Consider the following 24,123-nt stretch of genomic DNA (forward strand, 5'->3'; position numbering starts at 1 on the left):
GCGGTTCCCGCGTACACATAAGGCAGGCCTCCTTGAGCGGGTGCGTTGGTCTTCGACAAACCGTACGCTCCGCACAAGAGCCTGCCGCGTCAAGAGTTTTCTCTTGGCGCGGCTCCTCTTTGGAATTATGACCAGCCCTCAATCTACTCGCGGCCGGCAGGAGGCCGGACCGATGCATGGAGCCAGCGTCCGGGCGGGGTGAGTGGATTCCTCGGGCGCCGCCCGGCTGAGGTGTGAAATCCGGATCGGTGCCGCGGCGCCGCTCGGAATGACATGGTTCACGAAAGGACCGGATCGCACACTGATTCCTGGAATCCGGTATGGCCCGGCCGGACGCCGCCGCGGTCCGCGAAACGCGAGAGCCCGGCGCGCCCGATCGGGGGCGCGCCGGGCTCGGCGCATCGCGGCGGAAGGCCCAGGACTTCTTCCTCGACTTCTGCTCCTTCGTGCGGTCCTCTTCCTTTGCCCCCGCTGCCTCCGTCGACTCCGTGCGAGATCGATCCGCTCGGACCCGGGCCTCAGAGCTGGATGCGGAAGGCGGAGCGGCCCAGCACCGCGTACAGCTCCCCGTTCACCCAGAAGACCCTCTGGGTGTACTCTCCCCAGGCCAGGCCGATGTCGACGGGGGCGCGCCCGGGGAGCGCGGCGTAGCGCCGGTTGCCGGTGGTGAAGACCAGCTCGCCGTTCGGGCCCAGCAGCTGCAGCCGGCTCGCGCTCCCGGCCGTGGTCACCTGGGTCTCGGCACCCGCGGGCGAGCGCAGCCACACCTGCGGCACCCCGGTGGGGCCCGGCTCGAGGTACGCGGCCCAGCCGCCGTTCGCCTGGTAGTCCACCACGGACGCCGTGCGCGGGGTCAGGAGCACCTCGCCGGAGGCCCCGAACAGGGCGACCTGGGAGGTCTGCGCGGTGCAGCAGGGCGTTCGCTTGTTGTAGAGGACGTTGATCCCGTCCGTCACCGGGGAGACGTTCCAGAGGACCGCGTCGTCGTCGCGGGTGAGCTGGGTGGAGGTGCCGTTGCGGAACCGGAAGATCTCGTAGCCCGGGCTCGTCCCGTACACCACGTCGCCGTTCGCCGCCAGGTCGGCGGCGGCGGCGTCGGTCACCTGCAGGCTGGTCCCGGTCTCCAGGTCCCGGCGCACCAGGCGGGCGCCGTCGTACCAGATCGCCCACCGCCCCACCACCCGCAGCGACGTCTGCGACACACGGCCCAGGTCCAGGACCGTGCCGTCGCGCACCTCCAGGACCCGCTCCTGCAGCGGGTCGTTGTTGGGCGCGACGCTCACGAAGATGGCGCCGCGCGGGGTCAGGAACCCCTGGCGCAGCTTCCGCCCCGCCTGCTGGAAGAGCACGGTCTCGGCGCCGGTCGCCCGGCTGCGCACCCTCAGCGCCATGCTCGTGGCGGTGCTGTCGGCGAAGAGGATGCGGTCCGCGCCGACCTGCCACGCCATCCACCCCGCCGACGCCACCTCGGTCCACCGCGGGCTGTCCTCGGAGTGGATGGTGCGGTTCTCCCCGGCGGTCTGCCCCGCGGAGTCCACGGCCATGAAGAGGAGGTAGCTCGTCCCGAGGGGGAGCGTGACGGTGGCGTCGAGCTGGTTCCGCGCCTCGGCCAGCTGCGTCCCGCCGCTCGTGCCCGGGAAGGTCTGCGTCCTCACCCGCACGATGCACCCTCCGGGGTCGTCGTCCTGGCAGCTGGCGACCAGGCGCACCGACGGCCGCGCCACCGCCCCGAACAGCGGCGCCGTGACGGTGAGCACCGGCCTGCGGTCCACGAAGACGGGGACGGTGACGGTCTGGACGGTCCCGCCCGCGTCGGTGGAGGCGAGGGTGAGCTCCGCGGGGCCGCGCGCCAGCCCCGCCACCGAGACGCTCCCCTGCCACCGCCCGCTCCCGTCCGCCGTCGACGCCAGCGAGGTGGCGCGCCCCGCGATCGTGGCGGTCACGCGCACGACCTCGCGGCCCGAGGTGGCGAAGACCACCAGCGGGAACGGGTCGTCCACCCGCCTCTCGCCTCCGGAGCCCGAGGGCGCGGGGGAGACGACGGACAGGGTGGGGGAGAAGTTGGCGACGGCGACGAACGGGGCCGACACGGCTCCCACCGAGGCGGTCAGGTTCTGCCGGCCCACCAGCGTGCCCAGCGTCCAGCGGGTGGACGCGGTGCCCGTGGCCGAGGTGCGCGACGCGGCCGGGGTGGCCGAGCCGCCACCCGCCGTCACCTCCCAGCGGACCTCCGCGTCGGGCACCGGGTTGCCGTGCTCGTCCGTCACCTGCACCGTCAGCTGCTCCGTCAGGAGCTCTCCCACCCGCCCGAACTGGCCGTTCCCGATGAGGGCGATCATCGTGGCGGGCGCGCCCGGCACCACGGTGGCCGTGAACGTGGCCGGGGCCAGCCCGGCAACGGCGGCCGTGACGCTCCGCTCGCCCACGGTGGTGCCCACCGTCCAGGTGGCCGAGGCGCGGCCGTCCGCGTCGGTCTCGGCGGCGAGCGGGGTGACGATGCCGGCGTCCGGGCCCGCCGTCCAGGTCACGCTCACCCCGGGCACGGGGCGCCCGCCCGAGCCGGTCACGCGCACCACCAGGGGCTCGGCGAGCGCGGCCCCCGCCGCGACCCGCTGGCCGCTGCCGGAGAGCGGCTGTACCGCGGTGGGCGCGCCCGGGCCGGAGGGCGACTCGCACGCGGAGAGCCAGAGCAGGCCCACGGCCAGGAGCTTCGGAAGGGATGCGCGCGGCGGGATCATGAAGGTACCTCCCTGAAACGCGGAGGAATGGCGGTCGCCCGGGAAGGAGCGAATCGTTTGGAACATTAATTTGTTTTCACCCGCGGGGAAAGGATCTCGTGCGGACCGGCCCGCGGCGCATCCACCGCCGCCGCGGCGAGCGCCGGGAGACGCCCGCTGGACTACGGAAAGCCCCGCCCGGGCACCGGCGTGGAAGACGGTTTCCGTCGGCGAGGCTTCATCCCGGATCCCGCGATTGATTGTGGAAAGGACGTCATCCTGGATCGGGCGCAGTTCTCCCTCCCACCGCGCAGCGGGGGGAGGGCCGGGGAGGGGGGCTGCCCGGGGCGGCGCCGAAGCCGGCCCGCAGCGACGCGGCCAGGCAGGTTCTATCAGGGAGCGCGCCGAGCCTGCCCAGGCAATCGACGTTGCCGTCCGCTCAGGGGGCGCCGACCACCCGGGGGGTGATGACCAGCAGCACGTCACGCTGGCGGTCGGCGCGGCGCAGGCGCAGCAGGCCGGCGTCGCGGCTGGACTCGCGCGTGGCGGAGCTGGCGAGGACGGCCGGCTCGCCCGCGCGCACGACCAGCTGCGTCTCGCTGGCCAGCGGCGAGCCGTCCACCGCGTTCCCCCACGCGTCGGTCACCGTGTCGTCCACGCGCGCCGAAACCCGCAGGCGCACGCGGCCGTCGCCCAGCACCGTGGGGGTCACGATCAGCTCCGGCCCGCGCGAGCGGGCGGCGTAGGGGCCGACGGCGAGGGTGGAGGCGGAGATGCGCGCCTCGGAGCCGGACAGGGTGAGGACCTGCTGCGTGTACTCGGAGCGCACCCAGCGGCTCTCGCGCGCGGCCTCCAGGAAGGCGTCGATCCCCAGCGTGCCCGACCCGATGCGCGCGCGGAAGGGCCGGGGGAGCCTGCGCAGTTCCGCCGCGTCGAGGTGCATCCGCCCGCCGCCGACCGCCAGGTAGGCGAGCCCCGCGCGGGTGAACGCCTCGCGGTCGAGCACCACGATCTTCGCCGTCACGCTCACCTGGGCGTCGGCGCCGCGCGTGGCCGGGGCGTCCTGGGCGGCGGCGGGGACGGCCGCCAGCAGCAGGGCGGGGAGCAGGAGGGCGAGGGCATGCATAAGTCCTTCGGGGAAAATGGGATGCGTCCCGTACCCGAAACACGGATCGGCCGTTCCGCCGACTCTCCGTCGCGGCCGATGCACCTGGACGACGTCAAATGGACCGGGATCTCACGCAACTCTCCGAGCGGCTTCGAGCGCACGTTCCCGGGATCGGCGACGCGCGCCTGGAGCGGGTGGGCGAGGGCGACTTCTGCGTGGCGTACGCCGCCGGCGAGCGCTGGATCGTGCGGGTGGCGAAGCACGGCGAGGCGGCGCGCGCGCTCGGCCGCGAGGCCTGCGTGCTGCCGGTGATCGCCCATCGCCTGCCGCTCCCCGTGCCGCGACCGCGCCACTTCGCGGATCCGGGCGGCCTCGCGTTCTCGGTCCACGAGCGCGTCCCGGGCGTCGAGCTGACGCGACGGGCGTGGGAGGCGCTCCCGGCCGCGGAGCGGGAGCGCGCCGCCGCCGAGGTGGCCGGCTTCCTGGCGGCGCTGCACTCGGCCGATCCCGCGGCCGGCGAGGCGTGCGGGCTGGAGCGGCTGGACGCGGCGTGGCTGTGCGACGTGCGCGACCGGGCCCGCGCGCGCCTCCACGCGCTCCTCCCGGCGGGCGCGGCGGCGCGGGTGGAGGCCGCCTTCGCCGCGCACCTGGCCGACCCGCGCGAGAGCGAGCGGCCGCTCGTGCTGCTGCACCGCGACGTGGCCCCCGGGCACGTGCTGTACGACCCCGCGTCCGGCCGCGTCACCGGCGTCATCGACTTCGGCGACATCGCGCTGGGCGACCCGGCGCGGGACTTCATCTTCTTCTACGAGGACTTCGGGACGGCGCTCCTGTCGCTCGTGCTCGACCGCTACGGCCGCGAGCCGCGGGAGGTGCTCCTTCCCCGGCTGCGCTTCTGGTACCTGGCCGAGACCGTCCACTGGACGCTGTGCGCGCTGGAGGGCGGCCGGCGGGCGGACGTGGCGGAAGGCGTCGCGGAGATCGCCCGCGAGGCGGCGGCGGTGGTCGACGGCACCGAGCACCCGCGCTGACGGGCGGCGCGCGGGCCGCTCCATGGTCTTTCTGTCAGATGTTTCCTTGACGCGAGCCGGCTCGCTGCGAACCGTACACGGGGCCGCGACCTGGCCTGCTTCCGCTTCTCGCTCTTCGCCCATCCGTCCGGTTCGCCGGCAAGGAGAGATTCCATGCAGCTCAAGCTCGAATGGCGGGACGGCAGGCTGCGGCCGGTGGCGCTGGAGCGGGAGCCGCGCCCCGTGCCGAACCCGTACGTCGAGACCCTGCAGGCGTGCCTGAGCGCCGCCGGCCACCCGTGCACGGTGGACGGGAAGTTCGGCCGCGCCACCGAGCGGGCGGTGCGGCAGTTCCAGCAGCGGCACGGCCTAGAGGAAACCGGCCGCGTGGACTCCGAGACGGCGCGCAGGCTCGGCGAGACGACGGCGGACCTCGTCGGCGACGGGGGCGGAGCGACGGCGGTCGTGGCGGACGACGACGCCCTGCGCGAGTGGGTGGACGAGGAGGAGGGCGGGGAAGACGGGGAGGAGCGGGAGAAGGAGAAGGGCAAGAAGAAAGGGAAGAAGAAAAAGAAGGAGAAGCACAAGAAAAACCGGTAGCAGGGGCGCCTGCCCTGGGCGAATGAATTCGGAATTATCCGCAAGCAGTCCGGCGCGCCCTACAGAAGCCGGGCCCGCCCGGGGGGATGCCGGAGCGCCAGAAGCGGAAGCGGCGGGGGAAGGCGGACCGTAACCCTTAATCGTGCGGGGGTATTCATGGGCAGGATACGAGACCCGGAAACTCGGGTGGAACTGCGGAACTTTGTTCTCACTGCGGTTGTGGCGCTTGCTCTGGTTGGTGTTCTATGGGGCTTGCGCGGCTTGCTCGTATTAGGCCCCATCTTACTGTTTGTCGGCGCGTATGCGCTATGGGTGTGGATACTCCGCAGATAGCCGATTGCGGGGGCGGCTCCTGAGAGCCGCCCCCGCTCGCGTTGGTCCGCTCTCAACTCCTTCTCCCCTTACGCGCTCAGGAAGTCAGCCAGAGCGCGAGCGAGGGCGCGCCGTGCCCTCATGTCTGCGCTTCGGTCGGATCGTGTCCACCAGCATGGCGGGCGCGGCCACGGCGAGACGCCGCCGGAGGGGTGGCTTCTCCCGTTTCCTCAAGGGCAGAATACCCACGCGCCTCCTCCCGCCGTTGCCCCGTTGCTGTCCGTCACGGCCACGCTTACCCCGAGCATTGCTCCGGAGACGCAGTAGGCAGTCGCGTCCGCCCCGCTCGTCTCCCCTTCGTCCCACGTCTCCTCGGCAAGGCTCCATTCGAAACCCGCGTAGACACCGCTGCCGCCGAATGCCCGCGCGGTGCACGTCATTCCGTAGCACGTCACCGACACCCGCAGGTACGACGCGGAAGCCGCCGGCAGCGCCGCCACCTGCAACGGCGCGGCGTCATCGACGCTCGCCTCCCGCGAGACCGGTGATGCGGGGGCGTAGCCGGAGCCCGCCGCGACGACTCCGGTCGCCCCCAGAATCAGCAGCCTGAACAAGATCGAGGTCGTCACGGCACCCCTCCCTGTCGAGCGTTTGGGAAGATGGAACGGATTCCGTACCATCATATTTACATTGACTGAAAACGCAAGTAGTCGCCATGGTCGAGCAGACCGGGAGGAATCACGGAAAGAGGGGCCGACCTGGCTACTGTGCGTCGACAGGATACTTGCGAATGAATTCTGCGTCCGCCTGCGCGGACTGGCGGGCTGTGCCCGCGTGCTTCGCGTCCGGAGGCCAGCCTTCCCGCGCCGAAGGCGGCTCCCGCGCCGAACCAGCCTGCGCAGGCAGGCTTCTCGCCGTTGTTGCCGCGGGTTCACCCGCCCTGCTCCGGATCTTCCCCGAAAACGACCGGGCGCCGCACGAAGCATCGTGCGGCGCCCGGTCCGTCGCTCCGCTGGTGTCCGGCGCTCAGGCGCTGGCCGGCGCCTCGGCGGGGGTGCGCGACTCGATGGGGACGTACGCGCGCTCGTCGTAGCCGGTGTAGACCTGGCGCGGGCGGGCGATCTTCTGGTCGGGGTCCTCCAGCATCTCCTTCCACTGCGCCAGCCACCCGGCCACCCGCGGGATGGCGAAGAGCACCGGGAACATGTCCACGGGGAAGCCCATCGCCTGGTAGATGATCCCCGAGTAGAAGTCGACGTTCGGGTACAGCTTGCGGCTGACGAAGTAGTCGTCTTCCAGCGCGATCCGCTCCAGCTCCATCGCCAGGTCCAGCAGCGGCGTGGTGCCGGTGACCGCCAGCACGTCGCCGGCCATCCGCTTCAGGATCTTGGCGCGCGGGTCGTAGTTCTTGTAGACGCGGTGCCCGAAGCCCATCAGCCGGAAATCGCCCCGCTTGGCGCGGTCGACGTACTCGGGGACGCGCGCCTTGCTGCCGATCTCCTTCAGCATCCGGAGCACCTGCTCGTTGGCGCCGCCGTGCAGCGGGCCGTAGAGCGCCGCCGCGGCCGCCGCCACCGACACGTACGGGTCGGCGTGCGAGCTGCCCACGCTGCGCATGGCGTTGGTGCTGCAGTTCTGCTCGTGGTCCAGGTGCAGGATGAAGAGCACGTCCAGCGCCCGCTCCAGCACCGGGTTCGGCTCGTACTTGGGCTCGCTGATCCGGAACATCATGTTCAGGAAGTTGCCGGTGAAGCTCAGGTCGTTGTCGGGGTAGACGTACGGCAGCCCCACCGTGTGCCGGTAGGCGAAGGCGGCCAGCGTGGGGAGCTTGGCCACCAGCCGGACGATCTGCCGCTGGCGCACTTCGGGGTCGGAGATGTTGCGCGACTCGGGATAGAAGGTGGACAGCGCCGCCACCGTGCTCACCAGCATCCCCATCGGGTGCGCGTCGTAGTGGAAGCCGTCCATGAACTTCTTGATGCTCTCGTGCACGAAGGTGTGGTGCGTGACGTGGTGCGTCCACTCCTGCAGCTGCTCGGCGGTGGGCAGCTCGCCGTCGAGCACCAGGTAGGCCGACTCCAGGTAGGTGCTCTTCTCGGCCAGCTGCTCGATCGGGTAGCCGCGGTAGCGCAGGATCCCCCGGTCGCCGTCGATGTGGGTGACGGCGCTCCTGCACGAGGCGGTGTTCATGAACGCGGGGTCGTAGCTGAGCAGGCCGAAGTCGTCGTCCGAGGCCTTGATCTTCCTGAGGTCGGCCCCCGGGACGTAGGCGCCGTACTCGGGATAGGTGCCGTAGCGGACGGGCAGCTCGTAGCTCTTCCCGGTGCGGTTGTCGGTGATGGTGATGGTGTCGGGCATCCCTGCCTCCGTTGCGCCGTGTGGTGCGTGCCCCCGCGGGCGCGCGGTCGTCGGGCTCGTGACGCATCTGCCGCGCCGGAGCGCACGCACGATCCGGGCGCGCGGCGGCGGAACGCTGCTACGATCGGCGCCGCGCGTGGAAGAGGCTGCCGGGAGGAGCCGCGGGCCCGTGCAGGGGAAGCCGCGTCTCGCCGGTGGGGACGCCCTTCCCCGGCCGCGGCGCCCTTGTTGAAGGCGCCGGCCCCCGGTACAGTGTCGGGACGACGGCCGGCGATCCCATCTCCCCGCGAGGGTCCCGATGCGCGCGACCGCGGTCCTCCTCCTGCTCGCCACCGCCGCCGGCGGATGCTCCCGCCGCGTGGAGCCCGCCGCGACGCCTCCGCCGCCGGCTCCCCCGCCGTCTCCTTCCCAGCCGCCGCGGCCGTTTCCGCCGGCCAGCGTGGAGATGCGGCTGCGCATCTGCGTGATCGCCGGGGGGAGTCTCACCGAGGTGGATCTGCACTACGACCCCGTGACCGGCGACAGCACGTACCAGGGCCGCCCCGTCTCGCTCGCGTTCCCGGTCACGGCCGACTACGCCGCGAGCCACCCCTGGTACGCCGACGGCGAGCCGATCCGCTTCCGGGGCCGGCGCTTCGTCCGGTACGGGGAGCCGCGGGTGCTCGGGGTCCCCGAGGTGGCGCGCGCGGGCGAGTACCGCGGCGTGGGCGTCTACACCGAGCCGGGCGACACCGCGCCGGCCTTCGTCTACCTTCCCGTGCGCCCCGGCTGCGAGTTCCAGCCGTACCAGCTCGAGCGCAAGACCGGGGCGCCCGCGGCCGACCGTCCCGCGCTCCCCCGGCCGCCCCGCGCAGCCCCGGCGGCGGCGGGGCGAACGCGGCGGGAGGCCTGATCCCCGATTCTCCATCGATCCGCCCGATGCCCTCCGCTCCCCGCGGCCGCCGCCAGCGCGCCGTCCGCCGCATCCGCGCCCGCCTGCTGCGGCGGCGCTGGCCGCGCGTGCAGATGCTGGTGCTCCTCCTGCTGACCGGCGGGGCGGGCTTCGGGGCGGCCGTCCTCCTGCTGCGCCTGGGCGTGGAGGCGATGGCCGTGCGCTACCCGGCCGCGGTGCTGGCGGGCTACGCGGCGTTCCTGGGGCTGCTGCGCCTCTGGCTGTGGTCGATGACGCGGAAATCGCGCGGCCGCGACCACGACCTGGACTTCGACCCGGACGTGCTGGGGATCGAGGTCGGCGGCGGAGGGGGCGGAGGAGGCGGGGGTGGCGGAGGCGGCGCCGGGGGCGTGCGCTTCGGCGGCGGCGGGGGCTTCCGCGGGGGCGGGGCCGAGCGGGCGTGGGGGGAGGCGCCCGCCCTGCCCTTCGCGGGGCCGCGGCCCGGCGGCGGCGCGGCCCTGCCCACGCCGGCGCGGACGCTCTCCTCGCGGGGCGGCGGCAAGGGGTTCCTGGGCGACCTGGACCTGGACCTGGGCGACGACGCGGCCGGGTGCCTGGCGCTGGCGCTGGTGGGCGTGGCGGTGGTGGTGGTGGCGGGGGCGGCGGGGTACGTGATCGCCCTGGCCCCGGCGCTCCTGGCCGAGCTGGTGGTGGACGGGATCGTGCTGGCGGGCCTCTACACCCGCGTGCGCAGGATCGACGAGGGCGAGTGGTTCCGGACGGCGCTGCGCAGGACGTGGGTCCCCGCGCTGCTGGCGGCCGCGCTGCTGGGCGGCGTGGGCTACGGCATCCAGCGGCTGCGCCCCGACGCCCGCTCCATCGGCGACGTCTGGCGCGAGCGGCCGGCGCCCGCGCGGCTCGACGTCGCCCGCTGACGCAAGGCGGACCGGCCGGCCCTGCGTGGCGAAGGCCGGCCGATCTTTCCCGCACCCGCGCCTACAGCCGGCAGACGCAGCCGACGGTGTCGCAGAACCCGGTCTGCGCCCCGCTGGCCAGGCACGAGGCCCTGCACTCCTGCGTGTTGCAGGCGGGCGGCCGGGCGCTCGCCTCCCGCACCGGCGCGAGCGCCGCGAACGCGCCGAAGCCGAGCGTCGCGGCGGTGCCCGCCGCCAGGGCGCCCCTGCCGAGCCTCCTCATCCGGCTTCGCATCGCAACCTCCCGAGTGGAAGGGTACTCCGCGCGCCTCGTGCGCGCGGAACGCAGTGCAGAAGCGCGCCGCGCCGAACGGCCGCAGGCGCGCCGTATCCCGTCGTGGCGGATCATCCCCGGATGTGGACTCTGCCGGCGCGAGGCGGATGCGCCGTCGCGGCGCCGAGCGCGCAAGCCGCGTTCCAGAGGTTGAAAAAAGTCGCATTCCGATTACTTTTCGTCGCGGCTCTTCTCCCCCCCGCCGGATCTCACCCTCCCGATCCCCCTCCGCTCATGAACGATCGAGCCGGTCCCTCGCCCCACGTCCCCCCCGTGGAGCCCCGGAGCATGCGCACGGAGCGCACGCGCTTCATCCCGCACCGGGGGAAGCGCGTCCTGCTGCTCGACTACGCCGGCCTCGGGACCAGCCTGGAGGAGCTGGAGCAGGAGATCGCGAAGACCAAGCAGGTGATCGCGCGCGAGGCGCCGGGGTCGCTGCTGGTGCTGACGGACATCCGCGGCTGCCGCATCACCCCGGGCGCCGTGCGGGCAGTGCAGGACCTGGTGAGCCACAACACGCCGTACGTGAAGTGGGGCGCGGTGGTCGTGGGCCTCAAGGGCATCTACCTGACCGCCTTCCGGGCGATCCAGACCCTGTCCCGCCGCCGCAACCTGAGGTCCTTCAACGACTTAGACGAGGCGAAGGACTGGCTGGTGTCGCAGTCGTGAGCGCGGAACCGCCTCCGCGGCCGGTGGCGATGGCGTGGAAGTGAGCGGGCGCCGTGCGAGGATTCGCGCGGCGCCCGTTCGTGCCTTGCGCCGCCGGTGCGCTCCGCCGCAGGTTGTGCACTGCGTTCACTTCGTCTCCTCTCGTCCGCCGGAGTGCCATGGCCCGCAAACGGCTCGGCCGGCTGCCGCCGCGCTACCGCTTCGCCCTCAACCAGTTTCCGGAGGTCCGCTGGAGCAAGTGCCCGCGGTGCCGGAAGCTGACGCACGCGCGCAAGTTCCCCCTGCTCGTCCACGTGGAGGGGCACGGCCTGGTGATCCTGGGCAAGACCTGCCGGTACTGCACCCCGTGCGAGTTCATCGTCGCCCACCAGGAAGAGCTCGAGACCGAGCTGGCGATCCTCTTCTCGCGCCGCCGCCCGGAGGTGCTGGGCAACGACTACCTCGTCGTCGGGACGGTGGAGCGCGCCACCTGGGAGAAAGGGTTGCACGAAGCGCTCGAGTGGGACGAGCTGTTCGACCACGCCGCCGACTTCAAGCGGTACTACACCCTCGAGGACCCGCGCCCGCGCTGGGTGTACACCGGCCCCGACCGCCCGTCGTGACGCCGGCGAGCCGTTCGCCGGCAGCGCCGCTTTCCCGCTCACGCGCTTCGCCTTCCGACACCGCCGCCGCGCCGGAATCCCGACCCTCTGGCGCACGCGGCCCTGACCGCGCCACGGGTGGCGGGGGAGGCGGGCGCTGCTGCCGAGAGCCCGACCTGCCCACACCTCGAGGCCCCGCCCGGCGGCGTCCGGGCGGGGCCTCTCTTGTGCCGCCCCGGCCGCGGGCCGCATTCTCCCCGCGAGCCCGGGCAGCGGGCCCGGACCGGGACCGGCTTCGGAAGGAGAATTCGTGAGGATCGTCGTCGTGGGTGCCACGGGCACCATCGGGCGGGCGGTGGCTGCCGCGCTGGAGGGGCGCCACGAGGTGGTGCGCGTGGGCCACTCGCGCGGAGACCGCCAGGTGGACATCGAGTCCGCGGACTCCATCGAGCGGCTCTACCGCGAGGTGGGGCGCTTCGACGCGCTGGTGTGCGCGGCGGGGCGGGGGGCGTTCGGGCCGCTGGAGCAGCTGGGCGAAGACGACTTCCTGCTCGGCCTGCGCAGCAAGCTGATGGGGCAGGTGAACCTGGTGCGCCTGGGACTCGAGCACGTGGCGGACGGCGGATCGTTCACGCTCACCAGCGGCGTGCTGGCGAGCGAGCCGAGCCCCGGCAGCGCCGCGCTCACCCCGACGAACGCGGCGGTGGAGGGGTTCGCGCGGGCGGCCGCGCTGGAGCTGCCGCGCGGCGTGCGCGTGAACGTGGTGAGCCCGCCCTGGGTGAGCGAGACGCTGGAAGCGATGGGGCGCGACGGCTCGGCCGGCCTCCCCGCGTCGACCGTGGCGCGGGCGTACGTGGAGAGCGTGGAGGGCACCCGCAGCGGCGAGACGCTCGACGCGCGGGCGTTCGCCTGACGGCGCCGGGATGACGGCGGAAGCGGCCGCCTCCGCCGGCGCGCTCCGGCCGGCATCCGCGCCATGCCGGCGGTGACGCCCCCTCCCCGGCCCTCCCCCGCAGCGCGGTGGAGGGAGAACGGCAGTCAGCGCTCGGCGTTGGGCAGCCGCGCGACCGTCCGGACGAGGGGGTGTAAGCGGTCGGCGGACCGGGGCGCGCCGATCCGCGCGCCCCTCCCGATACCCGTTTGACGAGGCCAGAGATGTCCGAGCGATGGGTGGTGGTCCGCACGTGCATCAACGACCTGGAGGCAACGATGCTGCGGGCGGAGCTGGAGGCCTCCGGGATCCCGGTGCAGGTCCGGGGCAGCGGCGGCATCCTTCTCCCCCCGCTGCACTCCATCGGCGGGATCCGCCTGGCCGTTCCCGAGTCGGCCGCCGAGGACGCCCTCGCGCTCCTCCGGCCCTTCGACGACGAAGGCGAGGAGCCGCCCCGCGCCCCGCCCGCCGGCGAGGTGGAGCGGCCCCGAACCGTGTCCGTCGACGACGAGGAGCGGTCCGAGACCGGCCCCGCCGACCGGGAGGAGCGGCCCCGCACCCGGCCCGCCTACGGCCAGGAGCTGCCCCGCAGACGGCCTCCGCAGTAGCGTGCCGCTCGCCGACCTCCCGCTCCGCGCGGCGTCGTCCGCGAGCCTGGTGCTGCTGCCGGTGCTGCTCGCGCAGGGCCGGCGCGTGCGCCGCGACACGCCGCGGCTGCCGGAGGCGGCGGGGCCGCGCGAGGGGGTGGCGCCGGGCGCCGGGCCGCCGTTCGGCCTGCTGGTGCTGGGCGAGTCCACGGCCGCCGGGGTGGGCGCGGCGAGCCACGCGGAGGCGCTCTCCGGGCAGGTGGCGCGCGCGCTGGCGGGGCGCACCGGGCGCGCGGTGGCGTGGCGCGTCCTGGGCCGCAACGGGGCCACGGCCGAGAGCGCGCGCCGCGAGCTGCTGGCGGCCGCGGACGGCGTCCGCGCCGACGTGGCGGTGGTGGCGCTGGGGGTGAACGACACGCTCCGCTTCCGCGCGCCCGGCCGCTGGCGGCGCCACCTGGCGGAGCTGGTGGAGGCGCTGCGCGGCCGCTGCGGGCCGGTGCCGGTGGTGCTGGCGGGGGTGCCGCCGCTGGGGCTTTTTCCCGCGCTGCCGCAGCCGCTCGGCGCGGTGCTGGGCCTCAGGGCGCGGCTGCTGGACCGCGCGGCGGAGCGGCTGGCGGGCGAGCTGTCCGGCGTGCGCCACGTGCCGATGCCGGCGCTGGACGCGGCGGCGGTGGAGGCGTTTTTCTGCGAGGACGGGTTCCACCCGTCCGTCCGGGGCTACGCGGCGTGGGCCGAGGCGCTCGCCGGGGCCGCGGCGCGGTTCTTCCGAACGGCGGAGGGAGATGCGAGTGCCTGAAGGCACCCGCTGGAACCACGGAAAGCCTCGCCAACGGCGCGAGGCTTCAACCGCGGTCCAGGGACGGGCTTCGGCTCGTCGGGCGACCATCCGCGCGGCGCCAGGCCGGGGCGGTCGAGGCATGCCTCGCCCCTACGGGGGATCGGCTGGCTGTTCCCTGTTCCCTGTACTCTGCAGTTCCGCGTGAGGGATGCGCGCCCGGCGCGCAGCCCGGCCCGGAGCGCAGCGGAGGGACACGCCCGGATCCGCGGTTGCCGTTTCCGCGGCCTGCGAGGAGGAGAGGAGATGGATGACGAGCTGCGGCGGCTGGTGGACGAGCGCGAGGTGGTGCGCACCATCGACCGGCTCTTCGTGGGCACCGACCGGCGGGACTGGGAGGCGGTGCGGGCCTGCTTCGCGCCGCGGGTGCTGTTCGACATGACGTCGGTGGCGGGCGGCGAGCCGGCCGAGCGCTCGCCGGAGGAGATCGCGGCGGGGTGGGAGGAGGGGCTCCGCCCGCTGCACGCCGTCCACCACCAGGCCGGCAACCACGAGGTCGCCGTCCGCGGGGACGAGGCGGATGCGTTCTGCTACGGCGTCGCCTTCCACTACCTGCCGAACGCCAGCGGGCGCAACACGCGCACCTTCGTCGGCAGCTACGACTTCCACCTGGTGAGGGCGGACGGGCGCTGGGCGATCGACCGCTTCCGCTTCGACCTGAAGTTCATCGACGGCAACCCGAGCCTGGAAGCGGAGGCGGGGCGATGAGGCCCGCCGCGCCGCTCGCCCTCGCCCTCGCCCTCGCCGCGGCCGCCTGCGCCCGCGCTCCGCGGGAGGGGCTGGAGGGGCCCGCGCCGCGCGAGGGTGCGCTGGCGTGCGCCCCGGCCGTGCTGCGCGCGGGCGACACGCTGACGGTGCGGCTGGGGCGGCCGCACCCGGGCGAGCTGGCGGTGGTGGCGCCGGACGGCACCTACTTCGTGCTGGCCAGCGCGGCGGTGGAGCGGGAGTACGCCGACAGCGCCGGGGCGCGGCTGATCCCGGCGGAGGCGTTCGCGCGCATGGACCGCCTGGCGCTCGGCACGCGCGACGCGGCCGCGCTGCCGTACGTGCGCGGGCGCGCCCGCAACGAGCGCATCTTCCAGGCGGCGGGGACGTACGAGCTGCGGCTCTCCGACAACCTCTTCACCGACGCGGGCGGCGAGGTGCGCCGCTGCCGGGTGCGGTACCTGGCGCCCTGAGCCCGCGAACCCGGCTCTTCGCGCCGCAGCCGATGTTCGCGCCGAACCAGCCTGCGCAGGCAGGCCCGGCCCGGGAGAAACCAGATGGGTGACGCGACGGGGACCGACACTTTCCCGGGATTCGAGCGCTGCGTGGAGTTCCTGCGCAGCCGCGATCACGCGGTGATGGAGGACGGGTTCTCCTGGCTGCTGGAGCGCGCGCCCGAGCTCGTGGAGGAGCTGCTGGCGCTGGCCGAGGCGGAGGAGGACGACCGCGACCGCGTCACCTTCATCGACCTGCTCGGGGGGACGAAGAGCCGCCGGGTGGTCCCCTTCCTGGAGCGCATGCTCCGGCACCCCCACGCCGAGACGCGCTGGTTCGCGCTGCTCAGCCTGGAGGAGCTCGGCTTCCCTGAAACCATCGCGCTGGCGCGGGCGTACCGGCGGGACCACCCCGGGGAGTACGGCCCGGAGGCGGACGGCTGACCTCGTCCACCCGCGAAGCTGAACGAGAGAGGACATCGGATGGCCCGCATCCAGGCCACGGCGACGGCCGAGATCGACGCGCCCGCGGAGGTCGTCTACGGCGTGTTCGCCGACTACCGCGTGGGGCACCCGAGCATCCTGCCCAAGCGGCACTTCTCCGCCTGGGAGGTGGAGAGCGGCGGGAGGGGAGCGGGAACGGTGGTGCGCTTCCGGATGCGCGTGCTGGGCGTCACCCGCCCCGCGCGCGGCGTGGTCACCGAGCCCGAGCCGGGGCGCGTGCTGGTGGAGACGTACCCCGCGGATGACATCGTGACCACCTTCACCGTCGACCCGCTCCCCGGCGGCCGCTCGCGGGTGACGATCGTCTCCGACATGCCGCGCCACGGCGGGATCGTCGGCTGGATCGAGGGCCTCGTCGTTCCGCGCGCGCTCCGCCCGGTCTTCGCGGAGGAGCTGCGCCTGCTGGCCGAGTACGTGCGCGGGCGGCCGGTCCCGGCCTGACCGGGGATCATTCACCTGCGTTTCGGCCGGCATCGGCGCGGCGGCGGGGCCCCCGCCCTGGCGCCTGGCGCGCCTGTCCCTCCCCCGAACTTCAGGGGAGGGACTTCGGCGCTCCGCGCGACGGGCGGGACACGGGCTTCGCCGCCGAACGCGGGACACCTTTCCCAAGAGCTTCCGAATGACATTCGAGCAGGGCTTCACCGACGAGGACGCCCGCGCGGCGTGGAACGAGGGCGCCGAGGCGTGGGAGGTGGCCGTGGAGGGCGGCGCGGACTACTACCGCCACGAGGTGCACGGGCCCGGGCTGCTGGCCGCGTGCGGCGACGTGGCGGGCTCTCGCGTGCTGGACCTGGGGTGCGGCCAGGGGTTCTTCACCCGCCAGCTGGCCCGGCGCGGCGCGCGGGTCACCGGCGTGGACCTGTCCGACCGGCTCCTGGAGCTGGCGCGCGGGCACGAGGAGCGCGAGCCGCTCGGCATCGGGTACCACCGGATGAGCGCGGCCGAGGCCGACCGGCGCTGGCCGGAGGGGAGCTTCGACCTGGTGAGCGCGTGCATGTCGCTGCACGACATGGCCGACCCCGGCGCGGCCCTGCGCGCGGCGTTCGCGGTGCTGCGGCCGGGCGGGCGGATGGCGTTCTCCGTCCCCCACCCGTTCAGCGACATGCCCTTCCGCGAGTGGGAGCGCGACGAGGCGGGCCGCAAGCTCGCGCTCCGGGTGGACCGCTACTTCGACACGGGCCCGGCCGTCACCCACTGGAACATGCCGCGCCTCGTCTACCACTGGCGCACGCCGTACTGGCGGCACACGCTGGAGGAGACGAGCGAGATGATCGCCGCGGCCGGCTTCCTGGTGCGGCGGATGTACGAGCCCCACCCGGCGCCCGAGCAGGTGCGGCGCATGCCGCAGCTCGACGACTGCTCGCGCCTGCCGTACTTCCTGGTGTTCGACGCGGTGAAGCCGGCCTGACAAGAGTACACCCGGGCGCTCCGCGGCGGCTTCGGCGCCAGGTCTCACCTTCAGGCGGAGCGTGGAGGTAAGCCGATGGCGTTCGTCTTCTCCGGCGGCGAGCGCCACGAGCCGCGCCACCTGAAATCGCCTGCTCGCATGTCCACGATCATCAGGTCCAGCTCGTTCTACTCCACCCCGTTCAGGAACACGGGCAGGTGGCCGGGTTCGTCGGATGATCGGGGCAGTCGTCCAGGCAGTAGGTGTATCCCCAGCTACCGGTGCACTCCACCTGGCAGGTCATGGCGGGCTCCGATCCCGCCCGCGTGAGTTCACAGGAGTCGATGCTCTCGCGGAACACGGCGTATCCGTGTACTGTGCCGCTGCGCAGCCGGTCGCCGCCGGTGTCGAACGAATCCACCTGCAGTTCGTCGAGCTCGAGCTTCAGCTTCTTCATCCGGTCCTCCAATCGGAAGGATGTGCCCGTCCTGAATTTCGTGTCGTAGTATGTGAGTGACTCGGCGAGTGTCAAGCTTGTCATCCGTTCGCGACACCGGCCCGGGCCGTCTGCCCACTGGAACATGCCGCGCCTCGTCCACCACTGGCGCACGCCGTACTGGCGGCACACGCTGGAGGAGACGAGCGAGATGATCGCCGCGGCCGGCTTCCTGGTGCGGCGGATGTACGAGCCCCACCCGAGGCCCGAGCAGGTGCGGCGCATGCCGGCCGACCTGATCGAGGCCTTCCGGCACGTGCTCCCCGGCCTGCAGCGCATCCACGCCCGGCTGTTCGGGTCCGGGTGACTTCACCGGGCCAGTCCTGCCTTCCTGCCTTCCTGCTTTCCGCTCTGGACAATTCGCTGGCGATCTCTGACTTTCACCGTCGTCCGAGATGCCCGAGCCTCACCAGCGATTCGCAGCCCTCCGATGAGCGACGACGCCCTGCGCGCCCACCTGCGCAAGCTCCTGGACTGGCAGGACGCGCACGCCTCCTTCGACGCCGCCGTGGAAGACGTCCCGCCCGGGGTGCGCGGGAGGCGGCCCGAGGGACTCCCCCACTCGCCGTGGCAGCTCCTGGAGCACCTGCGGCGGGCGCAGCGCGACGTCCTGGACTTCTGCCGCGACCCCGAGTACGCCGAGCGGAAGTGGCCCGACGACTACTGGCCCGCCGACCCCGAGCCGCCCTTGCCGGAGGCGTGGGACGAGAGCGTGGCCGCCTTCCGCGCCGACCGCCGGGAGCTGCAGCGGCTCGCCTCCGACCCGGAACTCGACCTCTTCGCCCGCATCCCCCACGGCGACGGGCAGACGTACCTGCGCGAGCTGCTCCTGGTGGCCGACCACAACGCCTACCACGTGGGCCAGCTGGTGGCCGTGCGCCGCCTGCTGGGGGCCTGGGAGTGAGCGGGCCGGGCTGAGCCGGAGATGATCGTCACCCTGCTCACCGACTTCGGCACGGCGGACTACTTCGTCGGGGCGATGAAGGGCGTGATCCTGTCGCTCGCGCCCGGCGCGACCGTCGTCGACGTGACGCACGAGATCCCGCCGCAGGACGTGCGGGCCGGCGCCTTCACCCTGCTGGCCGTCTACCGCGACTTCCCGCCGGGGACGGTGCACGTGGCCGTGGTGGACCCGGGCGTCGGCTCGGCGCGGCGGGGGATCGCGGTGGACGCGGGGGAGCACCGCTTCGTGGGGCCCGACAACGGGATCTTCGGCTACGTCTACGAGCGCGAGCCCGCCGCCCGCGTCTTCCATCTCGCGAACGCGGAGTTCTTCCGCCCTTCGGTGAGCGCCACCTTCCACGGCCGCGACGTGTTCGCCCCCGTGGCCGCCGCGCTGGCGCGGGGCGTCGCCCCGGCGGAGCTGGGCCCGGAGGTCGCCGACTTCGTGCGGCTCGACCCGCCGCGGCCGGAGCGGACGGAGGACGGCGCGCTCGCCGGCACCGTCCTGCACGTGGACCGCTTCGGCAACCTGGTCACCAGCTTCACGCGCGAGCACCTGCCCGACGAGGCGGCGGCGCGCGGCTTCCGCTTGATCGTGGGCGGCCGCGAGGTGCGCGCCCTGCGCCGCTTCTACGCCGAGGCGGGCGCGTCCGGCGGCGAGCCGTTCGCCATCTGGGGAAGCGCCGGCTTCCTGGAGGTCTCCGCCAACCGCGACTCCGCCGCCCGCCTCCTCGGCGCGCGCGCGGGCGACTCCATCGTCCTCTCCTTCGCTTGAAGGACAACTGCATTGTCTCACGCGGAGTCAGCAGAGAACACATCGCTTACCGTGGTTTTCTCTGCTGACTCTGCTGACTCTGCGTGAGGCTTGTGGTTTTTGATTTTCTCTGGATTCCAACAGCCATGAAGAGGCCCCGGACGGCAGCCGTCCGGGGCCTCTCGTATCGGAGTGCGGGTGGGCTACTCGTGCCCCTGCCCGGTGGACTCGCGGGCTTCCTGCCCCTCGGCGATCTCGTCGTCCATGCGGCCGCGGGTCGTCTTCCCCTGCTGGCGGTCGGCCTCCTCGCGCTTGCTGCTGGAGGCGTGCTGGCTGGTGCCGCGGTCGCTCCCCGACTGCCCCGCGCCCTCGTCTTCCGAGCGCGCGCCGTTCCCCTGGTTCTTCTTCTCCGACATGGCTCCTCCCGCGTAGCTTCTGCGTGAAGTGGGAGCGGGAGGGGCGGCAAGATGCGTTCCGATGCCTTGCCCCGCGGCCTGGTATCGTTAACCTCGTCAGATGCCCATCACTCCCGCCGTCTCCATCGTCCTGCCGTTCCGCGACGAGGCCGCGCACCTCCCCGAGTGCCTGGAGTCGATCCGCCGCCAGACGCTCGCCGGGTGGGAGCTGCTCGCCATCGACGACGGCTCGCGCGACGGGTCGCCGGAGACCGTCCGCCGGCTGGCGGACGAGGACCCGCGCGTGCGCCTCCTCCGCCCCGGCCGCGTGGGCCTGGTCGCCGCGCTGAACCTGGGGATCGCCGAGGCGCGCGCGCCGCTCCTGGCCCGCATGGACGCGGACGACGTGATGCACCCGGAGCGGCTCGACGCCCAGCGCGAGCACCTCGAGCGCCGGCCCGGGCTCGCGCTCGCCGCCTGCCGGGTGGAGCTGTTCCCGGAGGAGAGCGTGCAGGCCGGCTACCGCGAGTACGTGCGCTGGCAGAACGAGTGCGTGGAGCCGGACGAGATCGCGGCCAACCTGTACGTCGAGTCGCCCTTCGCCCACCCGTCGGTGATGGCGCGCACGGAGGTGCTCAGGCGCCTGGGCGGCTACGCGGACGGGCCGTTCCCGGAAGACTACGAGCTGTGGCTGCGCATGCACGCCGCCGGCTGCCGCATGGGGAAGGTGCCGCGCGTGCTCCTCGCCTGGCGCGAGCGCCCGGAGCGCACCTCGCGCGTGGACCCCCGCTACTCGCGCGAGGCGTTCGACCGCCTGCGCGCCCGCTTCCTCGCCCGCGACCCGCGGCTGCACGCGGGTCGCGAGGTCGTCGTCTGGGGCGCGGGCCGGAAGACGCGGCTGCGCGCCCGCCGGCTGATGGAGGAGGGGATCCGGCCCGTCGCGTGGATCGACATCGACCCGCGCAAGATCGGCCGGACGGTCTGGAATCTCCCCGTCCACCCGCCCGAGTGGCTCGCCCGCGAGTCCCGTCCCTTCGTCCTGGTCTACGTCACCAACCACGGCGCCCGCGAGCTGATCGCCACCCGCCTGGCGGAGCTCGGCTACCGCCCCGGCGACGACTGGCTGGCGGTAGGGTGAGAGTGCGGTGCGTGAGACCGGATTCCACGATCGATCGTGCCAGAGGGATCGTCATCCTGAGGGAGCCGCTGCGCCGAACCTGCCCCGGCACGGATCTCTGGCGGCGATCGAAGGATCTACTCGACCCCATGCGTGGCCGGCTTTCGGCACGTTCTCCAGGCCACCAGGCACGCGGAGTAGATCCTTCGGTCGCGTCCAACCTCTGGTGCAGGGGAAAGTCTCGCGAGGACGCTCCCTCAGGATGACATTTCTCCGTATGGGGAGCCATTTTCGGTAGGTGGTACGAGTTGCCTCGTCCTCCCGATTCCTGCATCCTGTCCGGGCCTCAACCGCCCGGTCCTGCTACTCCGGCCTCACGAGACACTGCAATGCCTTCGACGGAGGACACGCACGCTCCCCCGGATCCGCTCGCCGGCTGGACGCTGATCACCGGCTCCGCAGGGAAGGCGCGGGAAGTGGCCGAGATCCTGGGGGGCGAGCTGGCGCACCGGCCGCTCGACCTCCCCGAGGTGCAGGCGGTGCGGCTGGAGGACGTCGTCGGCGCGAAGGCCGAGGCCGCGTACGCCCGGCTCGGCGCGCCGGTGATCGTCGAGGACACCGGGCTCTTCTTCGCGGCCTGGAACGGGCTCCCCGGCGCGCTGGTGAAGTGGTTCGTCGACACGGTGGGCGTGGAGGGGATCTGCCGGATGCTCACCCCCTTCGACGACCGGCGGGCGGTGGCGCGCACGGTGGTGGCGGCGCACGACGGCCGCCTGCGCACGTACGCCGGCGAGGTGTCCGGGCGCATCGCCGGCGCCCCGGCCGGCTCCGGCGGGTTCGGCTGGGACCCGATCTTCATCCCCGACGGCCAGGCGCGCACCTTCGCCGAGATGGCGCAGGCGGAGAAGCTCCGCTTCTCGATGCGCCGCATCGCCTTCGAGGCCATGGCCGCGGACCTCGGCCGGCCGTCTCCTCGCGTTTCTTGACGTTCGCGACCGCCCGCGCGTAATTAGGAGAATCAGCAGCTCCACCCCCTCGCCGCGCCGCGGACGCACCCGTCTCCCACGGGCGATGTCCGGTGCGGCCGCTTCCCCGCCCGGCCGTTCCCCGCCCCAGGAGGTCACGATGCCCTACTTCAAGCAGTACCAGAACGGTGTTCCCAGCTGGCTCCTCGACGGCTTCACCGACCCGGGGATCATCATCGTCTCCGGCACGGGACCGAACCTGGCCGGGCACGCGCTGCTCAAGCTCAGCAACACCATGGCCGGCTATGCCCACGTCGACGCCCCCTACGACTACCCGAAGTTCATGAGTCCGGACGGCTTCGCCAAGTATCTCTCCGCCGAGGGCAAGACGATCTGGGGCGAGATCTCGGTCCGCGTACCCAACATGGAGGCCGCGCGGACGGCCCTGAACGCGGCGGCGCAGCAGCAGTGGGTGTGGCTGGGCGTCGCGCACAACTGCGTGGACTTCGCGGTCGAGGTGCTCAACGCGGGGGGCGCCAACCTGCCCGCGAACATGAGCAACCTGCCCAAGGAGGCCCTCCAGGGCGTGCTGATCAACAAGTACCAGACGACGACCCACGGCCTCGGCCTGGTGTACGGCCCGCAGACGGCCGCGAGCTGGTCCGTCGAAGACGACGGCCTGTAGCCCCCCGCGGATCGGCCGGGGCGGGCTCTCCGCCGCCGCCCCCCGGCCGCGACCTCCCCGCTTCTCCGGCCACGCCGATGCCCACGCGCCGCGAAGCACGTTGACGGCGCGCCGGGAGCGGACGACATTACGAGCTTCCCGCCAGGCTTTTGCATCTCCCCTCTCCTCCTTCCGGTCATGACCGAGCCACACCCCGCCGCGCCCGCCGCGCCGCCCGCAGGCGCGGGCCCGCTCGGCGACCTGGCGCTGTCGTTCTCCGGCGGCGGCTACCGCGCCGCGGCCTTCCACCTGGGCGCGCTGCGGCTGCTGGACCGCGTGGGGCTGCTCCCCGGCGTGGTGGCGCTCTCCACCGTCTCCGGCGGCTCCATCGTGGGCGCGGCCTGGGTGATGAGCGTGGTGCGGGGCGAGGCGTTCGCCGCGTTCGAGCGGCGCTTCGCCGACTTCCTCCGCCGCACCGACGTGATGCGCGACGCGCTGGAGCACCTGACCTCGCACCGGGAGCACGGGCATCCCGACTATCCCAGCCTGATCCGCTCTGCCGCGCGCGTCTACGCCCGCCCCGAGCTGTTCGGCGACACCCGCCTGGCCGAGGTCGCCATGGCCGGGGGCAGCGAGGACTTCCCGCGCTTCCGGGAGGTGATCTTCAACTCCACTGAGTTCCGCACCGGCGTGGACTTCCGCTTCCGCAGGAGCGCCAACCCGCGCGCCCACGCCGGCAACGGCAACCTCCCCCTCCCCCGCGCGGTGGCCGAGCGGGTGCGCGTGGCCGACGCGGTGGCCGCGTCGAGCTGCTTCCCCGGCGGCTTCGAGCCGCTCCTCTTCCCCGACCACTTCGCCTGGCCCGCCGACTTCCCGCTCGACCGGGTGCAGGGCGAGCTGGGCGCCGGGTTCGCCGGCGGCGTGGCGCTGATGGACGGCGGCGTCTACGACAACCAGGGGGTCGACAGCCTGGTGCTGGCCTTCGAGCGCGGCGGCGCGGCCACGCTGCTGGTTTCCGACGTGGCGGCGCGCAAGGCGGACCTCTACGACTTCCCGCCCCGGGAGCGGCGCGGCTTCCTGAAGCTGAGGGGCGCGGCGGTCCTGGCGTGGATCGTCTTCCTGGCGGCGGTGGTCTCGGCGGGGATGCTGGCGCTCACCTGGGCCGACGAGTGGCGCGAGGGCGAGCGCGGCGTGGGGCAGGTCTTCCTGTACGGGGTGCCGTTCCTCTTCGCGGCCGCCGTGGCCGGCGGGCTGTTCTACCTGCGCCTGCTGCTGCGCGACGTGCAGCGGCGGCTGCGGGAGAGCATGCAGATCGCCAACGTGTGGAGGGACCTGCGGAAGCTGACCGTGCGCGAGCTGATCGGCATGGTCGACCTGCGGGTGACCTCGCTGCTGGCGCTCACCTCCTCGATCTTCATGAAGCGGATCCGCGGGCTGGTCGACACGGCCGTGTACCGCGACCCGAAGTACGAGGGCCGGCGGATGATGAACCTGATCTACGCGCTGGAGGAGGACCGGCCGAAGCTCTTCGCCCGGCACCCCTGGCTGCGCCCGTCGCAGGCGCTGCGCGAACTGGCCGCGCGGGCGGAGCAGTACCCCACCACGCTGTGGTTCAACCGGCCCGAAGACCTGGACATGCTCGTGCGGGCGGGCGAGGCGACCACCTGCTTCACCCTGCTCCGGTTCGTCCTGGGGGAGCGCGGGCCCGAGCTGGAAGACCCCGGCTCGCCCGTGGCGGAGCTGTTGGCGCGGCTGCGCCGGGAGTGGGACGCCTTCAACGGCGCCGCGGCGGGCTCCGACGCCGCGCCCGCCGCCTGACACCCCGGTCCGAAAGAACCAGAGACAACCGCGAATCCTCACGCAGAGGAAGCAG

At 73.3% G+C, this 24,123-nt stretch carries 28 protein-coding genes; 21 read left to right on the forward strand and 7 right to left on the reverse strand.

Features of this window, described 5'->3' with window-relative positions; translation table 11 throughout:
* Window positions 1-518: 518 nt before the first annotated feature.
* Window positions 519-2,738, reverse strand: a complete 2,220-nt coding sequence (locus VF746_07450) for an Ig-like domain-containing protein (GenBank protein HEX8692236.1) — start codon at window positions 2,736-2,738, stop codon at window positions 519-521.
* A gap of 418 nt (window positions 2,739-3,156) precedes the next feature.
* Window positions 3,157-3,843: a hypothetical protein gene (locus tag VF746_07455; GenBank protein HEX8692237.1), complete on the reverse strand. Its 687-nt coding sequence runs from the start codon at window positions 3,841-3,843 to the stop codon at window positions 3,157-3,159.
* A 98-nt stretch (window positions 3,844-3,941) separates the two neighbouring features.
* On the opposite strand from VF746_07455, the gene VF746_07460 reads away from it, so the two are divergent.
* Window positions 3,942-4,856: an aminoglycoside phosphotransferase family protein gene (locus VF746_07460; protein ID HEX8692238.1), complete on the forward strand. Its 915-nt coding sequence runs from the start codon at window positions 3,942-3,944 to the stop codon at window positions 4,854-4,856.
* A gap of 153 nt (window positions 4,857-5,009) precedes the next feature.
* The gene (locus VF746_07465; protein HEX8692239.1) at window positions 5,010-5,435 is read left to right on the forward strand and encodes a peptidoglycan-binding domain-containing protein; all 426 of its coding nucleotides are present in this window, start codon (window positions 5,010-5,012) and stop codon (window positions 5,433-5,435) included.
* Between the two features lie 542 nt (window positions 5,436-5,977).
* Here the strand turns inward: VF746_07465 and VF746_07470 are convergent.
* Both VF746_07470 and VF746_07475 read right to left on the reverse strand, forming a co-directional pair.
* Entirely contained in the window at window positions 5,978-6,376 is a 399-nt protein-coding gene (locus tag VF746_07470) for a hypothetical protein (GenBank protein HEX8692240.1), read from the reverse strand.
* A 397-nt stretch (window positions 6,377-6,773) separates the two neighbouring features.
* Window positions 6,774-8,105: a citrate synthase gene (locus tag VF746_07475; protein ID HEX8692241.1), complete on the reverse strand. Its 1,332-nt coding sequence runs from the start codon at window positions 8,103-8,105 to the stop codon at window positions 6,774-6,776.
* 298 nt (window positions 8,106-8,403) lie between these two features.
* Between VF746_07475 and VF746_07480 the strand changes: the two genes are divergently transcribed.
* Entirely contained in the window at window positions 8,404-8,997 is a 594-nt protein-coding gene (locus VF746_07480) for a hypothetical protein (GenBank protein ID HEX8692242.1), read from the forward strand.
* 26 nt (window positions 8,998-9,023) lie between these two features.
* Window positions 9,024-9,911 (forward strand): hypothetical protein, encoded by an 888-nt coding sequence (locus tag VF746_07485; GenBank protein ID HEX8692243.1) that lies wholly within the window; start codon window positions 9,024-9,026, stop codon window positions 9,909-9,911.
* A gap of 61 nt (window positions 9,912-9,972) precedes the next feature.
* Here VF746_07485 and VF746_07490 read toward each other — a convergent pair whose 3' ends face one another.
* Window positions 9,973-10,185, reverse strand: coding sequence for a hypothetical protein (locus tag VF746_07490; GenBank protein HEX8692244.1), 213 nt, complete (start codon window positions 10,183-10,185; stop codon window positions 9,973-9,975).
* Between the two features lie 327 nt (window positions 10,186-10,512).
* Between VF746_07490 and VF746_07495 the strand changes: the two genes are divergently transcribed.
* The 10 genes from VF746_07495 to VF746_07540 all read left to right on the forward strand — a co-directional run bounded on the left by VF746_07495 (window position 10,513) and on the right by VF746_07540 (window position 16,938).
* Complete coding sequence (locus VF746_07495) at window positions 10,513-10,893, forward strand: hypothetical protein (GenBank protein ID HEX8692245.1); 381 nt, start codon at window positions 10,513-10,515, stop codon at window positions 10,891-10,893.
* A gap of 158 nt (window positions 10,894-11,051) precedes the next feature.
* Entirely contained in the window at window positions 11,052-11,495 is a 444-nt protein-coding gene (locus VF746_07500; GenBank protein ID HEX8692246.1) for a hypothetical protein, read from the forward strand.
* Window positions 11,496-11,784: 289 nt separating this feature from the next.
* Window positions 11,785-12,387, forward strand: coding sequence for a short chain dehydrogenase (locus VF746_07505; protein HEX8692247.1), 603 nt, complete (start codon window positions 11,785-11,787; stop codon window positions 12,385-12,387).
* Window positions 12,388-12,629: 242 nt separating this feature from the next.
* Window positions 12,630-13,013 (forward strand): DUF2007 domain-containing protein, encoded by a 384-nt coding sequence (locus VF746_07510; protein ID HEX8692248.1) that lies wholly within the window; start codon window positions 12,630-12,632, stop codon window positions 13,011-13,013.
* Between the two features lies 1 nt (window position 13,014).
* Window positions 13,015-13,788: an SGNH/GDSL hydrolase family protein gene (locus VF746_07515; GenBank protein ID HEX8692249.1), complete on the forward strand. Its 774-nt coding sequence runs from the start codon at window positions 13,015-13,017 to the stop codon at window positions 13,786-13,788.
* Window positions 13,789-14,073: 285 nt separating this feature from the next.
* The gene (locus VF746_07520) at window positions 14,074-14,535 is read left to right on the forward strand and encodes a nuclear transport factor 2 family protein (protein ID HEX8692250.1); all 462 of its coding nucleotides are present in this window, start codon (window positions 14,074-14,076) and stop codon (window positions 14,533-14,535) included.
* Window positions 14,532-15,005 (forward strand): hypothetical protein, encoded by a 474-nt coding sequence (locus VF746_07525; protein ID HEX8692251.1) that lies wholly within the window; start codon window positions 14,532-14,534, stop codon window positions 15,003-15,005. The genes VF746_07520 and VF746_07525 overlap by 4 nt, the downstream gene beginning before the upstream one ends.
* An 84-nt stretch (window positions 15,006-15,089) precedes the next feature.
* Complete coding sequence (locus VF746_07530) at window positions 15,090-15,470, forward strand: HEAT repeat domain-containing protein (GenBank protein ID HEX8692252.1); 381 nt, start codon at window positions 15,090-15,092, stop codon at window positions 15,468-15,470.
* A 39-nt stretch (window positions 15,471-15,509) separates the two neighbouring features.
* The gene (locus VF746_07535; protein ID HEX8692253.1) at window positions 15,510-15,971 is read left to right on the forward strand and encodes an SRPBCC family protein; all 462 of its coding nucleotides are present in this window, start codon (window positions 15,510-15,512) and stop codon (window positions 15,969-15,971) included.
* Window positions 15,972-16,149: 178 nt separating this feature from the next.
* Entirely contained in the window at window positions 16,150-16,938 is a 789-nt protein-coding gene (locus VF746_07540) for a class I SAM-dependent methyltransferase (GenBank protein ID HEX8692254.1), read from the forward strand.
* A gap of 181 nt (window positions 16,939-17,119) precedes the next feature.
* On the opposite strand, the gene VF746_07545 is transcribed toward VF746_07540, so the two are convergent.
* Window positions 17,120-17,374: a hypothetical protein gene (locus VF746_07545; GenBank protein ID HEX8692255.1), complete on the reverse strand. Its 255-nt coding sequence runs from the start codon at window positions 17,372-17,374 to the stop codon at window positions 17,120-17,122.
* A 124-nt stretch (window positions 17,375-17,498) separates the two neighbouring features.
* Here VF746_07545 and VF746_07550 point away from each other — a divergent pair, with 124 nt between their 5' ends.
* From VF746_07550 to VF746_07560, 3 genes are all read left to right on the forward strand, one after another.
* Window positions 17,499-17,720, forward strand: a complete 222-nt coding sequence (locus VF746_07550) for a hypothetical protein (protein HEX8692256.1) — start codon at window positions 17,499-17,501, stop codon at window positions 17,718-17,720.
* Between the two features lie 123 nt (window positions 17,721-17,843).
* A complete protein-coding gene (locus tag VF746_07555) occupies window positions 17,844-18,317 on the forward strand; it encodes a DinB family protein (GenBank protein HEX8692257.1) in 474 nt (157 codons plus the stop codon).
* Between the two features lie 21 nt (window positions 18,318-18,338).
* A complete protein-coding gene (locus tag VF746_07560) occupies window positions 18,339-19,130 on the forward strand; it encodes an SAM-dependent chlorinase/fluorinase (protein ID HEX8692258.1) in 792 nt (263 codons plus the stop codon).
* A gap of 182 nt (window positions 19,131-19,312) precedes the next feature.
* Here the strand turns inward: VF746_07560 and VF746_07565 are convergent, their stop codons facing one another.
* A complete protein-coding gene (locus VF746_07565; protein ID HEX8692259.1) occupies window positions 19,313-19,525 on the reverse strand; it encodes a hypothetical protein in 213 nt (70 codons plus the stop codon).
* 100 nt (window positions 19,526-19,625) lie between these two features.
* Here VF746_07565 and VF746_07570 point away from each other — a divergent pair, with 100 nt between their 5' ends.
* From VF746_07570 to VF746_07585, 4 genes are all read left to right on the forward strand, one after another.
* Entirely contained in the window at window positions 19,626-20,642 is a 1,017-nt protein-coding gene (locus tag VF746_07570) for a glycosyltransferase (protein HEX8692260.1), read from the forward strand.
* A gap of 368 nt (window positions 20,643-21,010) precedes the next feature.
* Complete coding sequence (locus VF746_07575; GenBank protein HEX8692261.1) at window positions 21,011-21,607, forward strand: non-canonical purine NTP pyrophosphatase; 597 nt, start codon at window positions 21,011-21,013, stop codon at window positions 21,605-21,607.
* 139 nt (window positions 21,608-21,746) lie between these two features.
* Window positions 21,747-22,271 carry a hypothetical protein gene (locus VF746_07580; protein HEX8692262.1) on the forward strand — a complete coding sequence of 175 codons (525 nt, stop codon included), beginning with the start codon at window positions 21,747-21,749 and terminating at the stop codon, window positions 22,269-22,271.
* Between the two features lie 177 nt (window positions 22,272-22,448).
* On the forward strand, window positions 22,449-24,068 hold the full coding sequence (locus VF746_07585) for a patatin-like phospholipase family protein (GenBank protein ID HEX8692263.1): 1,620 nt from the start codon (window positions 22,449-22,451) through the stop codon (window positions 24,066-24,068).
* Window positions 24,069-24,123 lie beyond the last annotated feature (55 nt).

Origin of the sequence: Longimicrobium sp. (assembly GCA_036389795.1) — a bacterium.
Lineage (GTDB): Bacteria > Gemmatimonadota > Gemmatimonadetes > Longimicrobiales > Longimicrobiaceae > Longimicrobium.